This is a genomic window from Spirosoma humi (assembly GCF_054776575.1).
In genome coordinates, this window is the sequence record NZ_BAAHBR010000001.1 from 95,443 (window position 1) to 117,137 (window position 21,695).

At 51.3% G+C, this 21,695-nt stretch carries 19 protein-coding genes; 9 read left to right on the top strand and 10 right to left on the bottom strand.

Translation table 11 applies throughout. The features are described from left to right. Positions 1–20 precede the first annotated feature (20 nt). The 4 genes from ACYU8Y_RS00390 to ACYU8Y_RS00405 form a co-directional block, all read right to left on the bottom strand. Positions 21–3,479, bottom strand: coding sequence for a SusC/RagA family TonB-linked outer membrane protein (locus ACYU8Y_RS00390; protein WP_460933043.1), 3,459 nt, complete (start codon positions 3,477–3,479; stop codon positions 21–23). 33 nt (positions 3,480–3,512) lie between these two features. After that, complete coding sequence (locus tag ACYU8Y_RS00395; protein WP_460933045.1) at positions 3,513–4,577, bottom strand: FecR family protein; 1,065 nt, start codon at positions 4,575–4,577, stop codon at positions 3,513–3,515. Between the two features lie 83 nt (positions 4,578–4,660). Further along, complete coding sequence (locus ACYU8Y_RS00400; protein WP_460933047.1) at positions 4,661–5,257, bottom strand: RNA polymerase sigma factor; 597 nt, start codon at positions 5,255–5,257, stop codon at positions 4,661–4,663. 233 nt (positions 5,258–5,490) lie between these two features. After that, positions 5,491–6,807 carry a gluconate:H+ symporter gene (locus ACYU8Y_RS00405; RefSeq protein ID WP_460933049.1) on the bottom strand — a complete coding sequence of 439 codons (1,317 nt, stop codon included), beginning with the start codon at positions 6,805–6,807 and terminating at the stop codon, positions 5,491–5,493. A gap of 196 nt (positions 6,808–7,003) precedes the next feature. Here ACYU8Y_RS00405 and ACYU8Y_RS00410 point away from each other — a divergent pair, with 196 nt between their 5' ends. The 3 genes from ACYU8Y_RS00410 to ACYU8Y_RS00420 all read left to right on the top strand — a co-directional run bounded on the left by ACYU8Y_RS00410 (position 7,004) and on the right by ACYU8Y_RS00420 (position 9,082). Beyond that, positions 7,004–7,807: a hypothetical protein gene (locus ACYU8Y_RS00410; RefSeq protein ID WP_460933051.1), complete on the top strand. Its 804-nt coding sequence runs from the start codon at positions 7,004–7,006 to the stop codon at positions 7,805–7,807. A gap of 151 nt (positions 7,808–7,958) precedes the next feature. After that, positions 7,959–8,444 (top strand): hypothetical protein, encoded by a 486-nt coding sequence (locus ACYU8Y_RS00415; RefSeq protein WP_460933053.1) that lies wholly within the window; start codon positions 7,959–7,961, stop codon positions 8,442–8,444. 461 nt (positions 8,445–8,905) lie between these two features. Continuing rightward, complete coding sequence (locus ACYU8Y_RS00420; RefSeq protein WP_460933606.1) at positions 8,906–9,082, top strand: cold-shock protein; 177 nt, start codon at positions 8,906–8,908, stop codon at positions 9,080–9,082. Between the two features lie 8 nt (positions 9,083–9,090). Here ACYU8Y_RS00420 and ACYU8Y_RS00425 read toward each other — a convergent pair whose 3' ends face one another. Next, positions 9,091–9,750 (bottom strand): Rossmann-fold NAD(P)-binding domain-containing protein, encoded by a 660-nt coding sequence (locus ACYU8Y_RS00425; protein ID WP_460933055.1) that lies wholly within the window; start codon positions 9,748–9,750, stop codon positions 9,091–9,093. Between the two features lie 432 nt (positions 9,751–10,182). Between ACYU8Y_RS00425 and ACYU8Y_RS00430 the strand changes: the two genes are divergently transcribed. Then, positions 10,183–12,831 (top strand): M14 family metallopeptidase, encoded by a 2,649-nt coding sequence (locus ACYU8Y_RS00430; protein ID WP_460933057.1) that lies wholly within the window; start codon positions 10,183–10,185, stop codon positions 12,829–12,831. Here the strand turns inward: ACYU8Y_RS00430 and ACYU8Y_RS00435 are convergent, their stop codons facing one another. Both ACYU8Y_RS00435 and ACYU8Y_RS00440 read right to left on the bottom strand, forming a co-directional pair. Then, entirely contained in the window at positions 12,832–13,068 is a 237-nt protein-coding gene (locus ACYU8Y_RS00435; RefSeq protein WP_460933059.1) for a DUF3820 family protein, read from the bottom strand. A gap of 84 nt (positions 13,069–13,152) precedes the next feature. Next, positions 13,153–14,178: a S66 peptidase family protein gene (locus ACYU8Y_RS00440; protein WP_460933061.1), complete on the bottom strand. Its 1,026-nt coding sequence runs from the start codon at positions 14,176–14,178 to the stop codon at positions 13,153–13,155. A 143-nt stretch (positions 14,179–14,321) separates the two neighbouring features. Between ACYU8Y_RS00440 and ACYU8Y_RS00445 the strand changes: the two genes are divergently transcribed. The 4 genes from ACYU8Y_RS00445 (at position 14,322) to ACYU8Y_RS00460 (ending at position 18,707) form a co-directional block, all read left to right on the top strand. Beyond that, complete coding sequence (locus ACYU8Y_RS00445) at positions 14,322–14,870, top strand: DinB family protein (RefSeq protein WP_460933063.1); 549 nt, start codon at positions 14,322–14,324, stop codon at positions 14,868–14,870. A 279-nt stretch (positions 14,871–15,149) separates the two neighbouring features. Then, positions 15,150–16,532 (top strand): DUF4403 family protein, encoded by a 1,383-nt coding sequence (locus ACYU8Y_RS00450; protein WP_460933065.1) that lies wholly within the window; start codon positions 15,150–15,152, stop codon positions 16,530–16,532. A 53-nt stretch (positions 16,533–16,585) separates the two neighbouring features. Continuing rightward, entirely contained in the window at positions 16,586–17,386 is an 801-nt protein-coding gene (locus tag ACYU8Y_RS00455) for a M90 family metallopeptidase (protein ID WP_460933067.1), read from the top strand. A gap of 217 nt (positions 17,387–17,603) precedes the next feature. Continuing rightward, positions 17,604–18,707 carry an alpha/beta hydrolase gene (locus ACYU8Y_RS00460; RefSeq protein ID WP_460933069.1) on the top strand — a complete coding sequence of 368 codons (1,104 nt, stop codon included), beginning with the start codon at positions 17,604–17,606 and terminating at the stop codon, positions 18,705–18,707. Positions 18,708–18,719: 12 nt separating this feature from the next. Here the strand turns inward: ACYU8Y_RS00460 and ACYU8Y_RS00465 are convergent, their stop codons facing one another. Beyond that, on the bottom strand, positions 18,720–18,890 hold the full coding sequence (locus ACYU8Y_RS00465) for a hypothetical protein (RefSeq protein ID WP_460933071.1): 171 nt from the start codon (positions 18,888–18,890) through the stop codon (positions 18,720–18,722). Positions 18,891–19,506: 616 nt separating this feature from the next. Further along, a complete protein-coding gene (locus ACYU8Y_RS00470) occupies positions 19,507–19,980 on the bottom strand; it encodes an anthrone oxygenase family protein (RefSeq protein WP_460933073.1) in 474 nt (157 codons plus the stop codon). 258 nt (positions 19,981–20,238) lie between these two features. On the opposite strand from ACYU8Y_RS00470, the gene ACYU8Y_RS00475 reads away from it, so the two are divergent. Further along, a complete protein-coding gene (locus ACYU8Y_RS00475; RefSeq protein WP_460933075.1) occupies positions 20,239–20,730 on the top strand; it encodes a hypothetical protein in 492 nt (163 codons plus the stop codon). Positions 20,731–20,745: 15 nt separating this feature from the next. Here the strand turns inward: ACYU8Y_RS00475 and ACYU8Y_RS00480 are convergent, their stop codons facing one another. Continuing rightward, positions 20,746–21,693 carry a sugar ABC transporter substrate-binding protein gene (locus ACYU8Y_RS00480; protein ID WP_460933077.1) on the bottom strand — a complete coding sequence of 316 codons (948 nt, stop codon included), beginning with the start codon at positions 21,691–21,693 and terminating at the stop codon, positions 20,746–20,748. Positions 21,694–21,695 lie beyond the last annotated feature (2 nt).

The following is a 21,695-nucleotide window of genomic DNA, read 5'->3' on the forward strand; positions in this document are numbered from 1 at the left end:
TTTTCAGCGGTGAGGTAGTATTAGAAATCACAGTTGATGCCAAGGGAGACCACGCGGGGCGAGGGCCAATGTCCAGCATCGACACCCCGTTCCTGAATATTCGATCCTGTCACATCAGGGTCAAGACCCGTGTAGTTGGTGATCGTGAATAGATTCTGACCACTGACATACACGCGGGCATTGCGAATGCTGAGCCGACTGAGCAGTGCCTTGGGCAGCGTATAACCGATCTCAACATTCCGGAAACGGACGTACGAAGCGTTTTCCAGCCAGCGGTCAGTATAGGCGAAATTGTTCGAGATAATGCCCTGATCGCCCGATTCCAGCCCGAGACGCGGGTCGCTGGTGCCCGTATTCGCGGTCGTCCACGGGTTTATATCCCGGCGGAAGTTGGTTAACTGGTAGCTATCCAGTCCCCGCCGAACGTCGTTGTAGACGGTGTACCCGAACACGCCCGTAAGCTGCAGGTTAAGGCTGAATTGCTTGTAAGCTGCGTTGAACTGCGCCCCTGCCTGAAGTTTAGGCCAGGGTGAGCTGACGAACTGGCGGTCATCGTTCTGGGTAATCTGCCCATCACCGTTGGTATCGATGTATTTAACATCGCCGGGCTTCGCATTGGGCTGAATGAGCTGACCGCCGGGCCCCCGGTAGTTATTGATTTCTTCCTGATTCTGGAACAGTCCTGCCGTTTTCAGCACATACCACTGTCCCACCGGCAGGCCCACCTGCGAGCGGGTGTTGCCGCTCTGGATGTAGTTGATTTCCTGCCCCTGGTTGCCCACGTTTTCGACCCGGTTTTTGATGGTCGTGAAGTTGCCCGATACATCCCACTTAACGGGGTGTTCGTTGTTTCGATAGGTAGCCGAGAACTCAACGCCCCTATTGCGGATCGAAGCCGTATTGACGTACGGATTTCCCCGCAGGTTGCCCAGGTAACCCGGTACGGAAAGATTCAGTATGGCATCGTTGGACAGTGAGTTGTAGACGTTAATTTCCGTCGTGATCCGGTTGTTCAGGAAACTGGCCGATACGCCGTAGTTTTGCTGAATTCGTTCTTCCCAGCGTAAGTCCGGGTTGGCCAATTGCGCCTGATAAGCGCCTACACTGGCCGTCTGGTCAATACCAAAAATCGCTCTTGGGTTGTTGTTGATGAACGCCGTATAGGGAAAAGAGCCAAGGGTGGGTACGACAATGCCTAACTTCCCGTAAGACGCATTTAATTTAAGATCAGAAATCCAGTCGACATGGAAGAACTTTTCCTGACTGATACGCCAGGCTGCGGCTACCGACGGGAAAAATCCTGTTCGGTAATTAGACCCAAAGCGTGAATCCTGATCGACCCGGCCGGTTAAGGTTAGCAAATACTTGTCGTTATACGCGTAGTTGATCCGCCCGAGGTAGCCCAGGATCCGGTAATCGTCGGGTGTGCTGCCTGCCGAGTTCGAGATGCCCGTTGCCGCGTTGATGGTGGTAAAATACTGGCCGCCCGCGTAGCCGAGGTTCGTGCGCGACCCGGAGGTAATGTCGCGCCGGGTTGTTTGCTGACTGATACCCAGAACGCCGTTAAGGCTGTGTAAACCAACGGTTTTGTTGAAATTGAGGGTGTGCTCGAATAGAAGGCTCAGGTAGCGCGACCGGTCTTCGCCCACTGAGCTGGGTACCGGTGACGCACTGTACTGGTAGATACCAAGTCGGCGCAGATTCTGCGTGTAATCGAAACTGACTTCCAGACCGGCGTTGGCGCGATAGGTGAGCCAGTCGGCCAGTTTAACGTCGAGATAAGCGTTACCGACCAACTTGGCAAAATTGCTTTTGTTGCTGGCCAGATTGCGAACCGCCACGGGGTTATAGGCATACGTCACTGCGTCAGGATTTCGGCCAATGCCATAGCCCCCCGGATTATTGGCGTCGATATAACTTGGGTCCTGCACGGGAATTACCGGCAGCATACCCGCCATATCGTAAATGGGGTTGCCCGCCGGGAAATTCTGAATATTCGAGTTCGTCAGCACCGCATTTTCGCCGAACGTAAACCGGCCAATCTGACTGCGCGTGTTGATGCGCAGGCTGGCCCGGTCGAAATTACTGCCGATGACGTAGCCGGTATTGTTAAAATAACTTCCCGAAATGAGGTAAGTGCCGGTTTTCGAACCGCCCGATAGCGTCAGGTTGTAATCCTGCAAGCTACCCGTTCGAAGTACCTGATCCTGCCAATTCGTATTGATGTTTGGGTTAAAGGTCCCCGTTGCTACGCTCGACGGGGGCGTTTGTCCGGCGTTCTGATACTGGGTTCGTTGCAGAGCCGCAAAGCCAGACGCATCCATCACATCCCACCGTTTATATACTTGCTGGATGCCGTATTTAGCGGAGAACGACACCCGAATTGGTCCTTCTTTCCCCTGTTTGGTCGTAATGATAATGACGCCGTTGGCCGCCCGTGAGCCGTAGATGGCGGCCGCCGAAGCATCTTTCAAGACCTGGATGGATTCAATGTCATCATTGTTAATGGTTGGGTTCGCATCGGCAATCATACCATCGATAATGTAGAGCGGGTCGGTGTTCAGAAAGCTGGCCACCCCGCGAATCTGGATCGACGCCTGTTGCCCCGGCACACCCGTATTGCGCACTGTAACGCCGGGCGATAAGCCCTGAATAGATTCGGCCAGCGAGTTGGCCGTTACTTTGTTCGCCTGGGTTGAGCTGATTACGTCATTGGCTCCCGTTATATCCCGCTTGCGAACGGTCTGATACCCAATTACAACCACTTCGCTCAGGGTTCGGTCGTCGGGAACCAGCTTGACATTCACAACACCACTGCTACCAATCGGAACGTCCTGGCTGGCATAACCCACGCTGGAAATTGTCAGCGTAGTTGCTGCGTCGCTTACGTTCAATACGAAGTTGCCGTCTGCATCGGTTGTGGCTCCGGTAGTGGTTCCTTTCTCGATGATATTGGCACCGGGTAATCCCTGATTATTCTCGTCCGTTACCTGCCCCGTAATCCGCCTGACCTGCGGAGCGTCGGCTACTTTGGTGGTGATTTCGTTCCGTTCGGGTAGGGATGGCGTGGCCCCTTCTGCTGGCAGACCGGGCCCGACGTTTTTTGGTAGCGCTGCCTGAACGGCAAAAAGTGAATCGTTTACCTTTCGGTAGCGAAGTCCCTGCGCGTCGATTACCTGCGCTAATGCTTGTTCGAGCGAGAGGCCGTCCAGATCGACTTCGGTCTGCCGTCCGGCCAGCAACTGCTCGTCATACGCCACGCTGACGTTGAACCGCCGTTCGAGTTCGGTCAGGGCTTTTTTGAGGGAGCGACTACGGCGGTTGCGCTGAATGGCCGATGCATTGGAGACTGACAGATTTCGGCTGGCAGCGCTTTCAACGGTTGGCTGCGCTCGGGTAAGTAGCTGCGCTATACCCGGTTGCGGCACCGTGTAGATCCCCGCCAACAGCATTGAATAAATAAGATACTGGTTTTTCATAGGATGAGAGATAGGGAAATGAGTCTGGTTAGATCATGGATTGTGGCGTAAACTGATTCGGTCGCCATTCCGCTGGGCGGTCAGGTCGAATGTGAGCGAAAGGGTGGTCAGCAGCGTTTCGATGCTCTGATTCGAAAGGTTACCCGTAAATCGGCGACTGGCCAGATCGCTGTCTTCAAAAACGACCTCCAGGCCATAAGTGTCGTGAAGCTGCTGGGCAATATCACTCAGAGACGTATTGTCGAAAACAAACTGGTGGTTAACCCACGATGTGTGCAGTTGTGGTTTTTCGGTACGGATCGCTACCGCTTCAATGTTGGGCTGACTAGCCGCAAACTGGCCGGGTTTCATGTCGATTACCCGCCCCGACGGTTCATCGGGCTTGGATAGCTGTACCCACCCCTCAACCAGGGTCACGGCCGTATTGCCCCGGCGGGTGTTGACATTAAACTGCGTCCCCAGGACGGTGATATCCAGGCCCGGTGTATGGGTCACAAATTTTACCCGGCCCCCCAGGGCTTTCTTTTTGGTGACGGTAAAATAGCCTTCCCCATCGAGCCAGACCTCCCGCGACTGGTTGTTGCTCCAGGTATCGGAATAGGTAAGGGTTGTGTTGCCGTTTAGTACGACCTTCGACCCATCCGGCAGCGTTACGCTTTTCGTTTCGCCAAAAGCCGTATGGATGTGCCGTTGTCTGGGCATCAGCCGGTAGTAGATCAGCCCACCTGCTATCAGGAGCAGACCCGTCAGCGAGGCTGCTATTTGCCAACCTGATTGCCTGGTGGTGAAGCGCTGCCAGACCGAACGGGGCCGGACAACGGAGGTTGTGGTTTCGTGATCATCGAAAGCTTGGTCGAGAACCTGCCAGATGCGTTGCTGGCTGGCCTCGGTGAGGTCGTCGTAGCGAACGTGGAGGTGAAGCAGAAGTGACGTTGCTTCGTCGATAAGGGCCTGTTGTTCGGGATGCCGGAGCATAACGCCATGCCAGAACGACATCCGCTGCTCATCGGGTTCGAAGACCCATTGGCGGAACGATTCGTCCAGAACAAAATCGTGAAGTGAATACTGACTGTAGTCGGGTTGTTGAGCAGAATTCATTACTGGGAACCGGCTGAAGTATACTCAACAAAGAGCCGTACTACGCTAATTATCCCTCGGTATCCCTGCTTTTTTTCTACTAATTATCGAATGAGTGCTAATAGTAAGAATACGGTCTGTACGGGCATTCGTTTTTGGAGGGACGCAATGGCTTTATAAACGATTTTATAAACAGACGTTTGTTCAATGCCCATAATCCCGGCAATCTCTTCGTAGCTGAGGTTGTCGAAATATTTCAGGAAGAGGGCTTCTTGCTGCCGGGCGGGGAGGTTATTCAATTCCGACAGCAGAAGGGCCGACTGCTCCTGCGAGACCTGCCGATCGAGCCAGGTTGGTTCGTACCGAAACTCAATCCTAAAATCGAGCGTGTCCAATTCATGATCGAACCGTTGCTCTGCGGTCAGCTTGCGGACAATGTCCCGACGCAGGGCGCGCATGAGGTAAAACTTAATGGAATCCGTACGACCTAAGCGCTCGCGGGTTTCCAAAATAGTCAGAAAAAGGTCTTGCAGACAGTCTTCGGTCAACTCCCGATTCTGGGCAATCTTATAGCCGTAATTGTATAAAGTTGGCGCGTATTTGCTGTACAGATAGGCATAGGCGTGCTTGCTGCCACCCAGGAAGTCGTCCCACAGGGCTGCATCAGTTGTGTATAAATAAGCAGTCGTTGAGGCTTCCAATTTTGACCGTCGAGTTGCTGAAAGATTAAATTTACTACTCTTTGTGGGAATAGTAATGTTTGGCGGGATTAACGTGTGTTTTTGTGAGGGCACCAGCAATGTTTGTGGTGTCAAGTTCTTACACCTGACGTTGTGAGGTTTCTTAAAACCTAGTGTATAGGTGTATATAGGTTTTGAGAAACCTAGTTTGTCAGGTTTAAGAATCTGACACCACGATAGCGTTCAACAATGAGCTACTCCAGCACCCAGTTCAACGCCATGACCCCCCCCAGGCCCGATACCGATACCAGCGTTTCCATGATAGACCAGGTTTTTAGCGTATCGACCATCGACAGTTGAAAGTACTCCCGAAAGAGCCAGAAGCCCGTGTCGTTCACGTGGGAGAACATCATGCTACCTGCGCCAATACTTAACACCATCAAATTAGGCTCGACACCCGATGCCGTCAGGAGCGGGGCCACGAATCCGGCCGTTGTGATTCCCGATACCGTCGATGAGCCCACGCATACCCGAATCAGGGCGGCCATGCCCCAGGCCAGTACGTACGGATGCAGGGTGGAGTCCCGCAGGAGGTCGGCTACCGCCTGGTTTACACCACCATCCGTCAGCACCTGTTTGAGGGCGCCTGCCCCGCCAAAGATCAGAAAAAGCATGGCAACGTCTTTGATTGAATCGGCCAGCATAGCCGTTACGGTCGGCATGGACTGGCCCAGCCGAAGGCCCAGCGTAACGCTTGCGACGATGACGGCACAAAACAGGCTCACAACGGGCTCACCGATAAAAAGCAGGACTTGCTGACCAACCGAGCCCGTGGGCAGCAGCGGACTCACGACGGTGCTAAACCCAATGAGCAGAATGGGCAGCAGCACCGTCAGGAAACTCACCACCGTCGAGGGCATCTGCTCTTCGGGTAGGTCGGCTGCGATGAAGGCGGGATTGGGCAAGGTCGTATAGCGTTTTAGCGTACTCCCGAACAATGCCCCGGATACGAGAATGGCCGGAATGGAAACGATGATGCCATAATAGAGCGTTAGGCCCATGTCGGCATGAAACTGCTTAAGAATCGCCAGTGGGGCCGGGTGGGGAGGGAGGTATCCCTGCGTGACGGATAGCGATGCCAGCATCGGCAGGCCGATGTACAGGGCGGGCACCTTGTAGCGGTAGGCCACCGTGATCACAAGTGGGGCTAGCAACATAAACCCAACCGAATAGAAGAGGGGCAAGCCTACAAGGAAGCCTGTTATCAGAAAAGCCCAGCGGGCATGCCGGGTGCCGACCAGCGTCATCATCGTCACGGCAATTCGTTGAGCGGCTCCGCTTTGGGCAACCAGTTTCCCCAGCATGGCTCCCAGCGCAATAATGGCGGTGATCGAGCCCAGGGTGCCCCCAATTCCTTTCTGAATCGCGTCCAGCACCAACAGCGGGGGCAACCCCAGGGCCAGACCAACGCCCAGCGATACGACCAGAAAAGCGAGAAACGCATGTACGCGAACAACCGAAATCAGCGCAATCAGGAGCAGAATACCGAGGAAGGTAATGGTTAGGGGCATAGCAGGCATAAGAAGACTATCCTACAAAGCACAGGAGTTGGTTTTCTCTAATGCAATCGCCCGCTGGCTGTTGGTAGAGCAAAGAAAGAGAACGGATTGTCTGTGCTACGCGCATCCGGTAACATTCTGGCGTAGCATAGGCCAGGAGATGCCTGTGTCGCTTACCTTTCGGCTTTTATTGACGAACCTTACCTTCATGCGATTACATAAAGTACTTCGGAATGCTGTTTTAGGTATAAGTATCATCTGCTCAGCAACCAGCCTGGCTCAGCAAGCAACCGAAATCCGGCGATTTCAACTGGCTCAGGTTCAGCAGGGAGTGGCAGTCGATCAGACCCATTTCTACGTTATCAACAATCATTCGCTGACAAAACATACCAAATCTGACGGCAAGCAGGTTGCCTTCTGGAGCGATACAACGGGTTTTCTCAAGCACATGAACAGCGGGGTTGTCGTTGGCAGGAAGCTTTACTGCACCCACTCGAATTACCCCGACGTGCCCATGGCCAGTTCCATCGAAATCTTCGACACGCGGACGCTGAATCATATTGGCAACCATAGTTTCGGACTGTTTCCCGGCTCCGTAACCTGGGCTGATTTTTATCGGGGCTATTGGTGGGTGGCTTTTGCCAACTACTCGAATAAAGCTTCCGCCGAAGGGCGGGACAATCGCTGGACGACACTGGTTAAGTTTAACGAAAACTGGCAGCAACTTGAATCCTGGACGTTTCCGGCCAATGTGTTACAGGCATTTGCGCCCTATAGCACATCAGGCGGTACCTGGGGACCCGACGGACTCATCTACTGCACTGGTCACGATAAGCCTGAATTATACGTCCTGAAATTACCCGAGCGAGGCTATACGCTACAATACGTAAAAACCATTCCAACCCAGAGCGAAGGGCAGGCATTTGGTATTGACCGAAGCATAACCGGCAAGCTCGTATTTTACGGTATTACCCGCAACGATAATTATGTCATTGTCTCGGTAGTTGAGTGAAGTAATTTCTTAGTGGCCAATGGCACTAAAAATAAAGTATAAAAAAGTAGTCATTAAAGACACGGTAAGTCTAAGCCGATTTTGGGAGCTTATCTTTAGGTTTTTTACATCTATAAATTATATATTGCCGTAATAAACCTATAAACTTTATATGAGTAAGATTTTGATATATTATTCTGTCAACACCAGGCTTGCCTATGAGATCAATGAAAAGTATTATAATAATATGCATTATGTTTGGTGTAGTCCCTTCTTTCATGAAGTAGGTCAACCTGCTTCATCAAACCCCAAAGAGATTTACAAAGAGCTTAGACGAGATGTCGAATCCGAAGATGAGCATAGTGCTAAAATAAGGCAAAATGTGAGTGGCATACGAAGAGGGGCAAGGTTTAAGCATGACAATCGCCTTATCTCATTTACCCAATTTGAAGAAATCAAAGCTATGGTGAATCGAAGCTGGCAGAGGAAAATATTTTCAGATTTTACCCCGTTCATTTATATAATTCCCCATAACGCACACATAGAAACGATTCTTAAACCAGTAGGGCTTAAAGATAAGGCATCGATTCGATCGATAGAGTACCAAATTAAAGAACTTCCCAGAGACCTTTTTGATGTAATCAGCGTTGATTATTAGTGAGGTAATGTTAAAACTTTTTCTATCTTTAGTGCGTTTTTAGCAGCAGACTTGAAGTTATGAACACGATACCAGGAACAGATATATCCACACGTAGGAAACACTCCAGAGAAGCTGCTCACCACTCCGGTACTGATATAAATGTATTCAATCAATTAACCCAGATACAGGAAGATTCAGCCGTTTCCATCATCAATGAGCTGTATAGACTTCTTTCCTATGCTCGTAAGCAAGTGGAAGATATTATTCCTATCGACGATGATTTGTCTGATAACGAGAAAGAAATGTTATCCGATATAATTGACACTATTCATCTTAATACGCTTCGGGACAAGCACAAATTGGATAAGTTGACCCGGGATCTTAATGATGTATTTGATCAGATTACAGGTTTTGGCAATAGAAGCGTACGTAACACTCAAGACACACCCAGATATACATCGCTTGTCCAGACCGGAACTGTGAAGTTCTTTAATGAAACGAAGGGGTTTGGTTTTATTAAGCCAGACAGTTCAGATGAGGATATATTTGTTCATGCGAGCGCGTTAAAAGATCGAATTCACGAGAAGGACAAAGTCAAGTTTGAAGTGGAGCGTGGTAAGAAAGGTTTAAATGCTGTCAATATAGAGTTATGCTAATCTTGCTACTACCGCTTGGCAAGGGCTACGATGTCTTTCACTTCCAGAATTTTCTTTTCATAGCCGATGCTGGCCGCTTTGATCATGGCGAGGGCCAGTTCCTGCAAGGTCGAGAAGCCAGCCGGGTATAGTGCCCGACCAAGGGGATATAACCAGACGATAAACCGGTAATAGCTTTTCACGTTTTTCAGGCCGGGTGTTGGTTTCATAAAGCCAGGTCGCATCATGTAGGCAGTCCGGAACAATCGCATAAGTTCATTTTCGGTAGCGCCCTTGACCCGCGCCCAGGCCAGTCGGCCTTTTTCCGTACTGTCGGTACCTGCCCCCGATACATACTCGAATGTTAGGTCTGGATTCAACTTCGCCAGAAGTTTGGCAAAATTCAGGGTCAGGTCGTACGTCAGATGTCGATACTCGGCGTCGCTCATCCCGACCGATGACACGCCCAGGCAAAAAAAGCAGGCAGTATAACCACTCAACTGGGCTTCAATCGGTGACAGATCGAAGAAGTCTTTCAAGATGATTTCCCTGAGTTTGGGGTGCGATACGCCACCGGGTTTTCGGTTGATGACCAGCACCTGCTCTACATCGGGGTGCAGCAGGCATTCATGCAGGACACCTTCGCCCACCATGCCTGTAGCACCGGTTATAATCGCTCTGATTTTCATCTGGAAACCATTTAGAATGGATTAACTATGTGCCGGTTACGTAGATACGCCAACTTATACAGACCTGTCAACTGACAAACGGGCGTAACTACGTTATGGTTCGTACGCACTGGCAGTACTCAACGATTGCAAACGCCTGCTAGGTAGGTAGTCAATTGCTCAGTTCGTGGAAGATGAATACTTATTTTGTATTGACTATTAATTGAAATGCCAAACAAAATTTTGCAATGAATAGCTTCTGTAGTATGTTTGGTGAGCCAAAATAGGGACTTTCGTTCCTATTGCCACAGTAAGCTACCTAAATTTCTCTAGTCGATACTGCACTGCATGGGGACTCTCTTACCTACTCGCTTTTATTCATTAAAGTCGCTTTTCTTATTGATATTTCATACGCTACTTCTGACTAGCTGCGCCCTGTGCTTACTTGGTTCAGTGGCGATAGCTCAGCAAACCGGTATTCCCAAACCCGAAGAAACGCTGGGCTTTAAAGTCGGGGCGGACTTTCAACTCGCCACCTACGAACAATCCCTGAACTACTTTCAGAAACTCGACCAGGCCAGCGACCTGATGAAGCTGGTCTACGTAGGCGAAACGTCAGAAGGCCGACCCTGGTACTTCGCCCTGATCTCGGCCAAAAAGAACCTGGATAATATCGACAGATACCGGGCCATTGCCCAGCGACTGGCGCATCCGGCGGGCCTGTCGGATGAGGAAGCGAAGAAGCTGTCAATGGAAGGTAAACCGCTGGTACACATCGATGGCGGCCTCCATGCCTCGGAGGTGGCCGGGGCCCAGCATACCCTTTCGCTGGCCTATGAGATGCTCAGCAAGGCCGACGATCCCAAAATAAAGAACATTCTGGATAATGTGGTTCTACTCCTGTGGCCATCCCTCAATCCTGACGGGCAGACGATGGTTGGCGACTGGTATAAGTCGAATGTAGGTACGCCTTTCGAGGTGGCACCAACGCCGTTTCTGTACCAGAAATATGTTGGACACGACAACAACCGCGATGCCTACATGCTCAATATGATTGAATCGCGGGTGGTGACCCGTACCTGGCGCGACTGGGAGCCAACTATTATTTTCGTTCACCACCAGACCTCGCCGTTCCCGACGCGTATCTGGTTGCCGCCCTTTGCCGAACCCATTGCGTCTCAAACGCCCCCGATCATTGCCCGCGAAGTGAACATGATTGGTATGGCTATGGCGCAGGCGCTGGAAAGTAACGGGCAAAAAGGGGCCACTCACATGGGAACTGGTTTCGATGCCTGGTATCCAGGCTACATCGATTACATGCCGGTACTGCAAAACATTCCGGCCTTCTGGACGGAAACAGCGTTGTACAATTACGCAACGCCCCATTTTTACACCGTTCGGGATTTCCCGAAAGACAAAAATGAGTTTCGCGTCGAGTCATTGTATTCCAGCCCCTGGCCCGGTGGCTGGTGGCGCATCAGTGATGCCATTGCGTATATGCAAACGGCTTCGCTGGCAACGCTCGACTATGCCGCTAAATACGGTGACGTGCTCCTGTACAATCGCTATCAGGCGGGACGCAACACCATCAAAAAATACGAACAGGAGCCGCCCTACGCCTACTTTATTCCCCAGAAGCAACGCGACCCCGCCCGACCCGCCGAACTGCTGCGTCGGTTGGCTTTCCACGGAATTCGGATCGGTAAGCTGACGAAAGACGTTGCTTTTGAGGGACGAACCTATGCTAAAGACACCTGGGTAATTCCCATGAATCAGGAGTTTGGGGAGTTGACCAAACAGCTTCTCGATGTGCAGTCGTATCCTGATTTGCGTGAATTTCCCGGTGGTCCACCTGAGCAGCCGTACGATGCGGCCGGATGGACATTGCCTTTACAATTTGAATTGACCGTTATTCCGGCGACAACACCCTTGACCGCTGAGCTTAAAGGAGCGATTCAGTTGGTTAGTGGAACGAGTAAAGACTGGAAAGCGGACGACCGAAAAGATGCGAATCCCGCCGACTTTGTCATGGGTATCGGCTTTGATACAAATCCGGTGTCGGCAGGAATCAAAGCACCCGAAGGCCGCCTGACGGGTTCGGGCACCGTGGTTCAGGTCAACCCGGCCGAAAACAATGCGTTTAAAGTTATTACCCGATCGTTGAAGGCGGGTGGTACGGTCAACTACAACAAAGACAGTCAGCGGTATAGCATTAGTGGAGTAGGAAAAGCCATCCTCGAACCCTGGATAAAAGATTTGGGTGTTACCGGTGAACGAACAACAACGACGGCGGGTGCGACGATAAAACCACGTATTGCCGTCTACAAGCCCTGGACCGCTAGTATGGATGAAGGCTGGACGCACTGGGTTTTGGAGCAGTTTGAGGTTCCATTTGTGAACATCACGAACACCGATGTGCTGATGGGTGATTTAAATGACCGTTTCGATGTAATTTTGCTAGCCTCTGATCGACCAAGAAACATAAAAGATGGATTCGTAAAGGGATCTGTGCCACCGGCTTATGAAGGCGGTTTAGGGGAACAGGGCGGAAGTAACCTGAATAATTTCGTGAGCCAGGGAGGCACACTCGTTTGCCTGAACGCCAGCAGTGATTATGCCATTGAGGCCCTGCATTTGCCCGTCAAAAATGTAGTAGTGGGCGTGAATAGCAAGGATTTCTTTACGGGTGGGTCGCTGCTGGAAATAGAAACGGATGCTATGCACCCGGTCATGGCCGGGATGCCCGTTAGAGCGGCTGTCTTTGTGGAAGGAAGTCCCGTTTTTGCTACGCTTGAGGGATTCCGGGGGCAGGCACTAGCGAAGTTTGCGCCGAGTGGTTCACCGCTTCGGTCGGGTTATCTGCTGGGCGAAAAATTTCTTCATGGATACGCGGCCTCACTGGATGTGCAGCACGGCAAAGGGCATGTTATTCTTCACGGATTCCGGCCCCAGTGGCGCGGACAACCGCTAGGAACCTACCGGGTTTTGCTGAACTCAGTGCTCTATGGAGGGGAACTCGCTAAGGGTAAATACGGCGCGCCGGACTTCTGGAAATCTCCGGCTATTCCTGCTGTAAAGCCGAAGGAGGAGGAGAAGAAGTAATTATGAATTACGTTTTAATCCGTCAAGCAGGTATTCCAGGCCATTCAGTTTAATTTCGTACATCGTTTGCAGCAGCATACCCAGCTTGCCAACTGGAAAGCCTTTCTGTACGAACCACTCCAGGTAGGACATTGGCAATGACCTGATTAGCCAGCCTTTATATTTGCCAAACGGCATTTCATAGTGCAGCAGCTCCCGTAAGATGTCGGTGTTGCCGTGGGCTTGTTCGTTGAGCATAGGTGTCTGAGTCAATCGGCAGAGTAGCTGCCACAAAGTTACATTGCTGATCGGGAGATTGACCCGGTACACAATCAGTTTATATCAACTCACCGCTGATTCCAGCAGTCGGATGGTACCGGCCGTCGCGTCGATTTCGGCGTCGATGCCCAGCGGAACCGTAAACTTATCCCGGATGTGGCCGATCATGGCCCCCGCGTAGGCGGGTTTATCCAGCGGAATAATGTATTCGGTCAGAACATCCTCCAGCGTCAGGGAGCCATACCCGCTGCCGGGGCCACAGTCGCTGCATTTACCAAAAACGAAGCCCGCAATCTGATTCAGAATACCCGATAGTTTGAGCTGCGTGAACATCCTGTCCATCCGGTAAATATCCTCGTGGGTGTCTTCCAGAAACAGAATTGTGTTTTTCCAGTCGGGCAGATACGGCGACCCGATCAGGTGACTAAGCACCGTTAAATTGCCGCCCACCAGTCGGCCGCGGGCCAGTCCGGGTTTGATCGTGGTAATTCGATCCTGGGTCAGCGTGAGGTTGTCGCCTTTTTCGGTTGGGTTGTGCATCGTCAGAACTTCGCCTTCCAGCAGAAGCCGCTTAAACCAGTCGACTGTATAGCCGTTGAAGGTTGCCGATGCTACCGGGCCATGAAACGTTACGAGTCCTGTTTTTGCGTATATGGCCAGCAGTAAGGCCGTTACATCGCTGTAGCCGATCAGAATTTTTGGGTTGCGCTGGATCAGGTCGTAATCCAGCAAAGGCAACAGCCGGGCGCAGCCCCAGCCCCCGTGAATGGCCATTATTGCGCTGACGCTACGGTCGTTGAAGAACGCATGCAGGTCGGAAGCCCGGTCGGCATCGCGTCCGGCCAGGTACCCGTACCGGTCGTATACGTGCGGGCCAACCACCGTTTTAAAGCCGAGCGCCTGAAGTGATTCCTGGGCTATCTGAACGGTTTCGCGACTATAGGCCGGAGCCGCCGGACAACATAAACCAATGGTGTCGCCGGGTCGTAAGCGGGCCGGTTTGATAAGGGTGGGCGGTGACGGGCTGGTTTCCAGCGCCAGGAAGGGTGCCAGGGTGGTGGCCTGTAGAAAGGAACGGCGAGAGGGCATCTGGAGACGAAATAGGTCAAAATTAGTGCAGAAAGATAACCCAAAACAGACGGGTGAGCAAGCAAACGGAGTAGCTAATGCACGTGCCGAACTTTTACCGGAATAAACCATAAATCATTCGTAACCAATAAAACAACCCTGCAATGATCACGAAACTACCGCTTCGATTTATGCTCGCTCTACTGGGCCTGCTCTGGGTGTTTTCGGCTGTGGAAGCCGCTGCGCCCATGACGACGATAACCCAGCTAACTGCCGACTGGCAACGGGCTAAAGAATACACGAAAGAGTATCTGGACGTGATGTCGGAAGACGGTATGAGCTACAAACCCACCCCCGAGATTCGCAGTTTTGCCGATCAGATGCTACACCTGGCTGCCGCCAATTACAATTTCGGGGCGATGGTCAGTGGCAAAGCAAATCCCTTTCAGGGCAAGAAACTGGAAGAGATGAATGAGCTGAAAACAAAAGCGGCTCTTACCAAAACCGTAATGGACAGTTACGATTTTATGCTCGATGCAATCAAAGGCCTAAACGATGCCCAACTGGCGGAGTCCGTGAAAATGGGCCAGCGTGAAATGACACGGGAGGTGTTGCTGGCCAAAGCCTTCGAACACCAGACGCACCACCGGGGCCAGTGCACGATTTACATTCGGATGAAGGGCATAAAGCCGCCTAACGAGAAGTTGTTCTGATGGCAGGTGCGTATGTGCTGTCGGTTACTTATAACCGACAGGTGAGGTTTCTCAAAACCGAATTTATGAAACGAGGTTTTGAGAAACCTCACCTGTCCAATTTAAGAATCGGACCGCACATTCTTTAGTTTTCCGTGGTCCGTGTCCCCACGGAATCGGTGTGTAGGCTGATCACTCAATGAAACGACGCTGGTAAACATACCCAAAAGAAAGTAAGTTAATCAGAGATAGAGGGTCGTCACTTTCCTGAAATCAGGCTGCCGACCCTTTCCACCATTGATGAGAACACCGCCATTACTACTTTATTTTAGTGCGTTATGCCTGCTTGTGCTTCTGGTGCAATGCCAGAAAGTACAACCGCAGGCTCCCAAAGCAGAAGGGTTCGACCCGCTGATTCCCGACCAGATTTCGTACCTGGCTGGGCCTATCACCTTTGATCTTCGGGAATTAGAAAATAAAATCAACCGGGAGCTCGACCCCGTTCTGGTTGGTAAGGAGACAAAAGACGGCAAAACCAAAGGCATCATTTCGTTTCGGGTCAAGCGCCTGGGTCCCGTGCATGTTGAGTACGCCGATCAGCAGGTAAAGTTGTCGGCTCCCCTTCAGATGTGGCTCACTAAACCCTTCAGCCGGGATACCACACCGCCGAAAAAACCCTTCTGCGCCTTAAACGTCAACTTCAAAAGCCCGATCGGCGTAACACCAAACTGGCGGCTGGCGAGTCGGACAAGCTTCACGGACTATACGTGGATAGTAAAGCCCGAATTGCATCTGTTAGGGGGCGGCATTTCGCTGACAAAGCTGGTTCAGAACATACTGGACAAGCACAAGACGGCCATCGAAATGGCCATCGACTCCGCCGTCCATACGCAATTACGACTCGACAACATGGTAAAGCCGATCTGGCGCGATTTGCAAAATCCGCTGCTGATTAGTAAAGCCTATGGGTTGTGGCTCATTCCTAAACCCATCAGTGTTATGACTGGTCCCGTCACTGGTAACGACCGTCAGATCACCACCCCTATTCGGGTTGCCCTCGAAACCCAAACAGAACTTAAACCCAAAGCGCCGGAACATCCGAAGACGCCGTTGCCCATTCTGCAAAAACGAGAGCAGGTCCTGGAAACATCGGACCTGCATGTGCTGAGTTACATTCCCTATGCCGATATCAATCGGATGCTGGCCATCACGACGAACAATAAAGACAAAAAACTGGCGCTCGGCTCGCTGACCATCCACGAGGTGTCGGTTTATGGGGGGCAGCACGCATTAATCGTTAAAGCCAACCTGAGCGGTTTGCTGGACGGAACTGTTTACCTGCGTGGGCGACCTGTTTTCGATACGCTTACCAATACGCTGCGGGTGAACAATCTGGATTTTGACGCTGAAACCTGGAAAGCCGTGTCCGGTGACTCGAACACTGTTTGGCACAAAGGGTTGCGTACGCTGCTGGAAAGTATACTGACCATTCCGCTGGACGATGACATTGCCAAATTGCCAGCCTCCATCGATAAGGCTTTTGAGAAAGGACCGGGCAAAACGACGGATCTGGGCATCAAAACGTTTCGGTTTGTGCCCCAGAAAATAGCCATTCGCCCCGACGGTATTCAGGCGTTAATCAATGTACAATCGAAAATAGGGGTGAAGGTAAATCAACTATAAGGTTGTGCCCGCGGGTTAAAGACCCATACAAGCACGACTCAAACAGCCGAACAATGACTTTATTCGTAACGATTACCGTGCTGGTGGCCGGTTGGTTTCTCTGGCGTTATCTGCAGGATAAGAAAGACAGCGAAGTACTGCCCTTGCCGGATAGCTATCCGCAACTGTTGCAGAAACACGTTTTTTATTACCAGTCGTTGCCCGACGACAAAAAGAAACTGTTCGAAGATCGGGTGAGCTATTTTCTGAACCACGTCACCATCGAGGGGGTGGATACCCCCGTCGATGATCTGGACAAGGTGCTGGTGGCCAGCAGTGCCATTATTCCCATTTTCGGGTTCGCGGACTGGTATTACCCGCTGACCGATGTGCTGCTGTATCAGGATCGCTTCAATGCGGACTATCAAACCACGGGCGACGACCGGAATATTCTGGGTATGGTTGGGGAGGGTGGTGCCTTGCAGAGCACGATGGTGCTGTCGAAACCGGCGTTGCACGAAGGCTTCGCCAATGAAACCAGCAAAGGCAATACGGGGATTCACGAGTTTGTTCACCTGCTCGACAAAGCCGACGGTGCTACCGATGGATTGCCGGAAAATCTGTTGGAGAAAGATCACGTAAAGCCCTGGCTGCAACTCATTCATAAGAGCATTCACGAGATCAAAGCCAACCAGTCCGACATTAACCCGTATGGCGTCACGAACGAAGCTGAATTCTTCGCTGTCGTGTCCGAATATTTTTTCAAACGCCCCGATCTGCTTCAGGAAAAACATCCGCAACTGTTTGCCCGGCTGGAGGAAATTTTCCACCAGAATCCGCTGGAAGCCGACAAATCAGTAGGGCCGACAGACTAGATACGTTCGCCCGATCGGGAAGGTTTTCCTTACCCTTTTTCTTCGCTCAGGTTCATTGAAGGCAATGACACGTTTTGTGGTAAGATCAGAGACGAGCGCGTTGTTGGGTAAATCGAACGGTAAATGTTCTTACAGGAGTTATAACTTTGCCTCGACCGCAGCCGGAAAGGGCATCACCGTCGGCAACAGACTCTATTATTTTCTACCAGCAACTATCATGCATCGTCAATCCGTACCGTTTCGTCATGTTTTTTATTTGTTTCTGGCTCTGAGCACATTCGGGTTCGTCGTGGCTACGCAGGCATACGGCCAGAGTAGTCCGACGGGAACGGGCCGGGTTGAGCGCATAAAAGTGCACGGCAAAGGGCTGGAAGGCAATCTGGCGGGCGATTCGCCGGATCGGGATGTATCGATCTATCTGCCAGCCAGTTATCAGACAGATAAAAAGCGGCATTACCCCGTTATTTATTTTCTGCATGGGTTTACGGACAGCGACGATAAATGGTACGGCCTGACCAAGCACTGGATCAATCTGCCGGCCGTTGTCGACAAAGCAGTCGCTGAGGGCAAAGCGGGCGAGTTTATCATTGTGACACCCAATGCCTACAATCGCTATTTCGGCAGCATGTATTCCAATTCAGTGACGATTGGCAACTGGGAGGATTTTGTCGCTAAAGAATTAGTTGCTTACATCGACAAGCAGTACCGCACCATTCCGCAGGCATCCAGCCGCGGCCTGGCGGGCCACTCGATGGGCGGATACGGTACAATTCGGATTGGGCAGAAGCACCCCGAAATCTTCTCCAGCCTATACCTGTTGAGTCCCTGCTGCATGGTTCCTGACATGAATGGGCCGGGTAATGCTCAAATGGCGACTCGCATGGAAGCGGTTAAGTCCGTCGCGGATCTGGACAAGGCTGATTTCCTGACGAAAGCTATGTTTGCTTCGGCGGCTTCGTGGTCGCCTAACCCCACGAATGCGCCTTTCTTTCTGGATTTGCCGGTGAAGAATGGCGAGCCGCAGCCTATGGTTACGGCCAAATGGGCCGCCAACGCACCGCTGGCCACTCTCGATCAGTATGTTTCGAATATAAAGCAACTTCATGCGCTGGCCTTTGACGCCGGTTCGAAAGATGAAAGCATCGCGGCCAACAACAAGATACTGGATAGCATGCTCACCAACTACCAGATTCCGCATACCTACGAAGAGTACGACGGAGATCATATCAACCGGATTGCGGAACGTATCGAGCAGAAGATGCTGCCCTTCTTTACGGCCAACTTATCGGCAGAGCCCGTGAAAGGCGGCAAAAAAAAGTGATAAAAACAGAGTTCAGGAATGGTTGAAGCCATACCACATGAGGGCAACAATGATGGCCTCTACTAGCCACAAATACAGCGTATTGTCTCGGGTGGCCCGGCGCATCAGATAATCGAAACCAATCATACCGGCAGCCAGGGGAATTCCGAAGATAAATTGCAGAACGTTGTCCCGCTGATCCATGTGTAGAAATCCCTGGCCTATCGCCAGGATACCGATTAGGGCTACAAGTCTAAAGGGCGTTACGAAATTTACTATTCGCTCTATAGTCATCTGTCCAGCAGCTAGTTGTGTAGTGAGTCTATGTATTGATGAGCGTATTTAATTTTGTTTTATGGATGAATACCGCAGGTTGCTCTTTTGGGTATTATGTCATCGTATACATTGAAAGCAACGACAGTCCAGTTTATTTTAACAGGAAATAATAAACGTATGTTTTGATTTAGTCGCTCCTTAGGGTAGTAATGCCTACTTGGTGTGCTACTTCGGCGGACTGGAATGAGCGTGAAGCTCATCCGGAAATAGGGGTACGAGTCAGGGGCCAGGCAATTTCTTGTTTCGGGGATTCTACGACTGCTGTTGAGGAAGTTGAGTTGGCATGACGTTGAGTTGGTTAAGTTTTGTTGTACATTTTTCAGCCTTAACCTATGCCTTACGCCTTTGTTTTAAACCAAAAAAAACAGTGAGGACCTGTCCAGATTCTCGGGCAGGTCCTCACAAAAAAGGTCAATTAAACCGTTTTTCGTTTAGTGGTGTGGGTTGCTTGTGGCGTGGGTAGTCAGTGTAATTTTCATTGTGACTACGAGGAAAAGGCGCTCAGTGCCGCCAGACAGGCTAGTAAGGTGAGCCCATTACGAACATAATTTAACCGGAGCCAGGTGGTTATTAGACGGCTGACGGTGGCTGGCGGTAGCCGATCGGCCTGCTGAAGTTTGATGACCGTGGGAATGAAAAAGGAAAACGTTCCTACTCGTTCGACAAGTGTGATCAGCACGGCGGCAAGCCACCAGTATCGCCCCGTGGCCTGCGACTGCCAGGCAATGACGAGATTCGCCAGGGTGAGAAGCGTAAGCGGTCCCGTTGTGACAAATGCCCAGAATTTTCGGCCCGTATCTACCTCGTGTATGGCCTTCGTATCGACATAATAGCCGGACTCCGCCGATTGGCGGAACCAGAGCGGAAGAATAATTCTGGTTTCGTATACCCCTGCGCCAAAGGCAACGCCCAGGTTCAGAATGAACAAGGCTAACAGGAATGCGGCTATAGGACTCATCGGGCAGTTACTGGCTTGGTTGATCAAACACGGTGTTTTATGTTGATGCCAAAGCTAGATACGGGCGTATGAAGATGCCGGGAAACGGGAGTCAACCCGGAGAAAGCTTTGATAAACAGGCTAAATTGGACGATGGATCTGCGCCGGAAAGTTCCTGGGATGGTCAACTGCTGGTTCAATCGGACGGGCCGTGATGAGTAAAAGGGGCGTAAAAATGGCTTACTGACTACTCGGTTATCAACGTGTAAACTCAGTTCAATGACTACGCTTGAGCAAGTACAGCGGAAAGCACAAAGCCTTAAGGATGCCTTTGAAAAAGTGCAGAGCAATCACTTTTACTGGCAGAAAAAGACCAGGCCTTTGCTGGCAAAAACGTTGCAGCAGATTCAGGAAGCTACTAACCTGAACTGGACATTTCAGGCGTTGTCTGCCGAACTGCTTCGGCTGGTGCTTAATGATGACCTGGGCCAGCAGATCGCCACCCTGTCTTTTCGGTTAACCTACAAAAGTCTCGTATCCGTTGACATGAGCTATTATTCCCAGACGTATCAACCGGAAGCCAAATCGGAGACGTTCCTGAACATCTACAGCCTGGAGCCCGGTCTGGTCGATGAAAGCCTGATTTATACCAGTGTTACCCAGCTCATGGATCAGCTATTGACGGAGTTTGGGTCGCTGCCTGCTACGTATAAAGATCCACGGGCGATACCCAATACGATTCGAATCCGGACGAATACACCGAAGGGATAGCGCCCAGCGCGCTATTTACTTCAGAAACGTATTCAGGTTAGCCTGCGTAACCAGTTGAAACGGGATAAGCGTCTGTTTGTCATACGGTTGCCCTTTAGCCGCTTTAATTGCCGTATCGATGGCTTTAGCGCCCTGCTGCTCGGCATTCTGGAAAACGGTAGCATCCAGCGTGCCTTTCTTTACGGCCTGTAGGGCATCGGGAATGGCGTCGATGCTGACAACAACGACCTTGTCTTTCAGGCCCGCATCGGTCAGGGCTTTTACGGCACCCAGTCCCATTTCATCATTTTGCGCAAAAACGGCGTTGATCTGTGGCCCAAAAGACTGTATCCAGTTTTCCATCAACGCCATCGATTTGGCCCGATCCCATTCACCGGTTTGATGGGCAAGGAGTTTCAGGTTGGGGTACTGCTTCAGCACTTCCCGGGCACCCTGTTCCCGTTTCAGTTGAGCTGCCTGGCCCATGTAGCCGTGCATCATCACCACGTTGCCCTTGCCGCCCAGTTTGTCGGCAATGAATTTCATGGCAATACGCGCGGACTCTACATCATCGGAGCCGACAAAGGCCGACGGTTTCGCGCTGGTTTCCGAGTTTACGTTAATGATCGGAATATGGGCCGCCAACGCCTTGGTCACGGCTGGTGAACTGGCTTCCACTTCGCAGGGATTCATGATAATGGCGTCTACTTTCTGGGCAATGAAGCTCTCGATCTGCTCCACCTGTTTCAACGCCGATCGTTCGGCATCGACGGTAATCAGCTCGACACCAGCCGCCTGGGCTTTTTTGGTCATTTCGTCATTCACGTTGACGATAAACTCGTTCTGCATACTGAGCATGGATACGCCCATCACGAGTTTTTTACGACCGTCACCCTGGCTGGTATCGGAAGTGGCGGACTGGTTACAGCCTGCCAGCAGGAGCGTGAGGCAAAGGGTAGCGAATGAGGTGAATAAACGGTTCATTT

Coding starts and splice junctions, on each gene's coding strand:
- ACYU8Y_RS00450 (WP_460933065.1), top strand. CDS start 15,150: ATGAGAACACCGCCATTACTACTTTATTTTAGTGCGTTATGCCTGCTT.
- ACYU8Y_RS00470 (WP_460933073.1), bottom strand. CDS start 19,980: ATGAGTCCTATAGCCGCATTCCTGTTAGCCTTGTTCATTCTGAACCTG.
- ACYU8Y_RS00480 (WP_460933077.1), bottom strand. CDS start 21,693: ATGAACCGTTTATTCACCTCATTCGCTACCCTTTGCCTCACGCTCCTG.
- ACYU8Y_RS00410 (WP_460933051.1), top strand. CDS start 7,004: ATGCGATTACATAAAGTACTTCGGAATGCTGTTTTAGGTATAAGTATC.
- ACYU8Y_RS00390 (WP_460933043.1), bottom strand. CDS start 3,479: ATGAAAAACCAGTATCTTATTTATTCAATGCTGTTGGCGGGGATCTAC.
- ACYU8Y_RS00455 (WP_460933067.1), top strand. CDS start 16,586: ATGACTTTATTCGTAACGATTACCGTGCTGGTGGCCGGTTGGTTTCTC.
- ACYU8Y_RS00415 (WP_460933053.1), top strand. CDS start 7,959: ATGAGTAAGATTTTGATATATTATTCTGTCAACACCAGGCTTGCCTAT.
- ACYU8Y_RS00435 (WP_460933059.1), bottom strand. CDS start 13,068: ATGCTCAACGAACAAGCCCACGGCAACACCGACATCTTACGGGAGCTG.
- ACYU8Y_RS00425 (WP_460933055.1), bottom strand. CDS start 9,750: ATGAAAATCAGAGCGATTATAACCGGTGCTACAGGCATGGTGGGCGAA.
- ACYU8Y_RS00475 (WP_460933075.1), top strand. CDS start 20,239: ATGACTACGCTTGAGCAAGTACAGCGGAAAGCACAAAGCCTTAAGGAT.
- ACYU8Y_RS00465 (WP_460933071.1), bottom strand. CDS start 18,890: ATGGATCAGCGGGACAACGTTCTGCAATTTATCTTCGGAATTCCCCTG.
- ACYU8Y_RS00460 (WP_460933069.1), top strand. CDS start 17,604: ATGCATCGTCAATCCGTACCGTTTCGTCATGTTTTTTATTTGTTTCTG.
- ACYU8Y_RS00405 (WP_460933049.1), bottom strand. CDS start 6,807: ATGCCCCTAACCATTACCTTCCTCGGTATTCTGCTCCTGATTGCGCTG.
- ACYU8Y_RS00440 (WP_460933061.1), bottom strand. CDS start 14,178: ATGCCCTCTCGCCGTTCCTTTCTACAGGCCACCACCCTGGCACCCTTC.
- ACYU8Y_RS00395 (WP_460933045.1), bottom strand. CDS start 4,577: ATGAATTCTGCTCAACAACCCGACTACAGTCAGTATTCACTTCACGAT.
- ACYU8Y_RS00445 (WP_460933063.1), top strand. CDS start 14,322: ATGATCACGAAACTACCGCTTCGATTTATGCTCGCTCTACTGGGCCTG.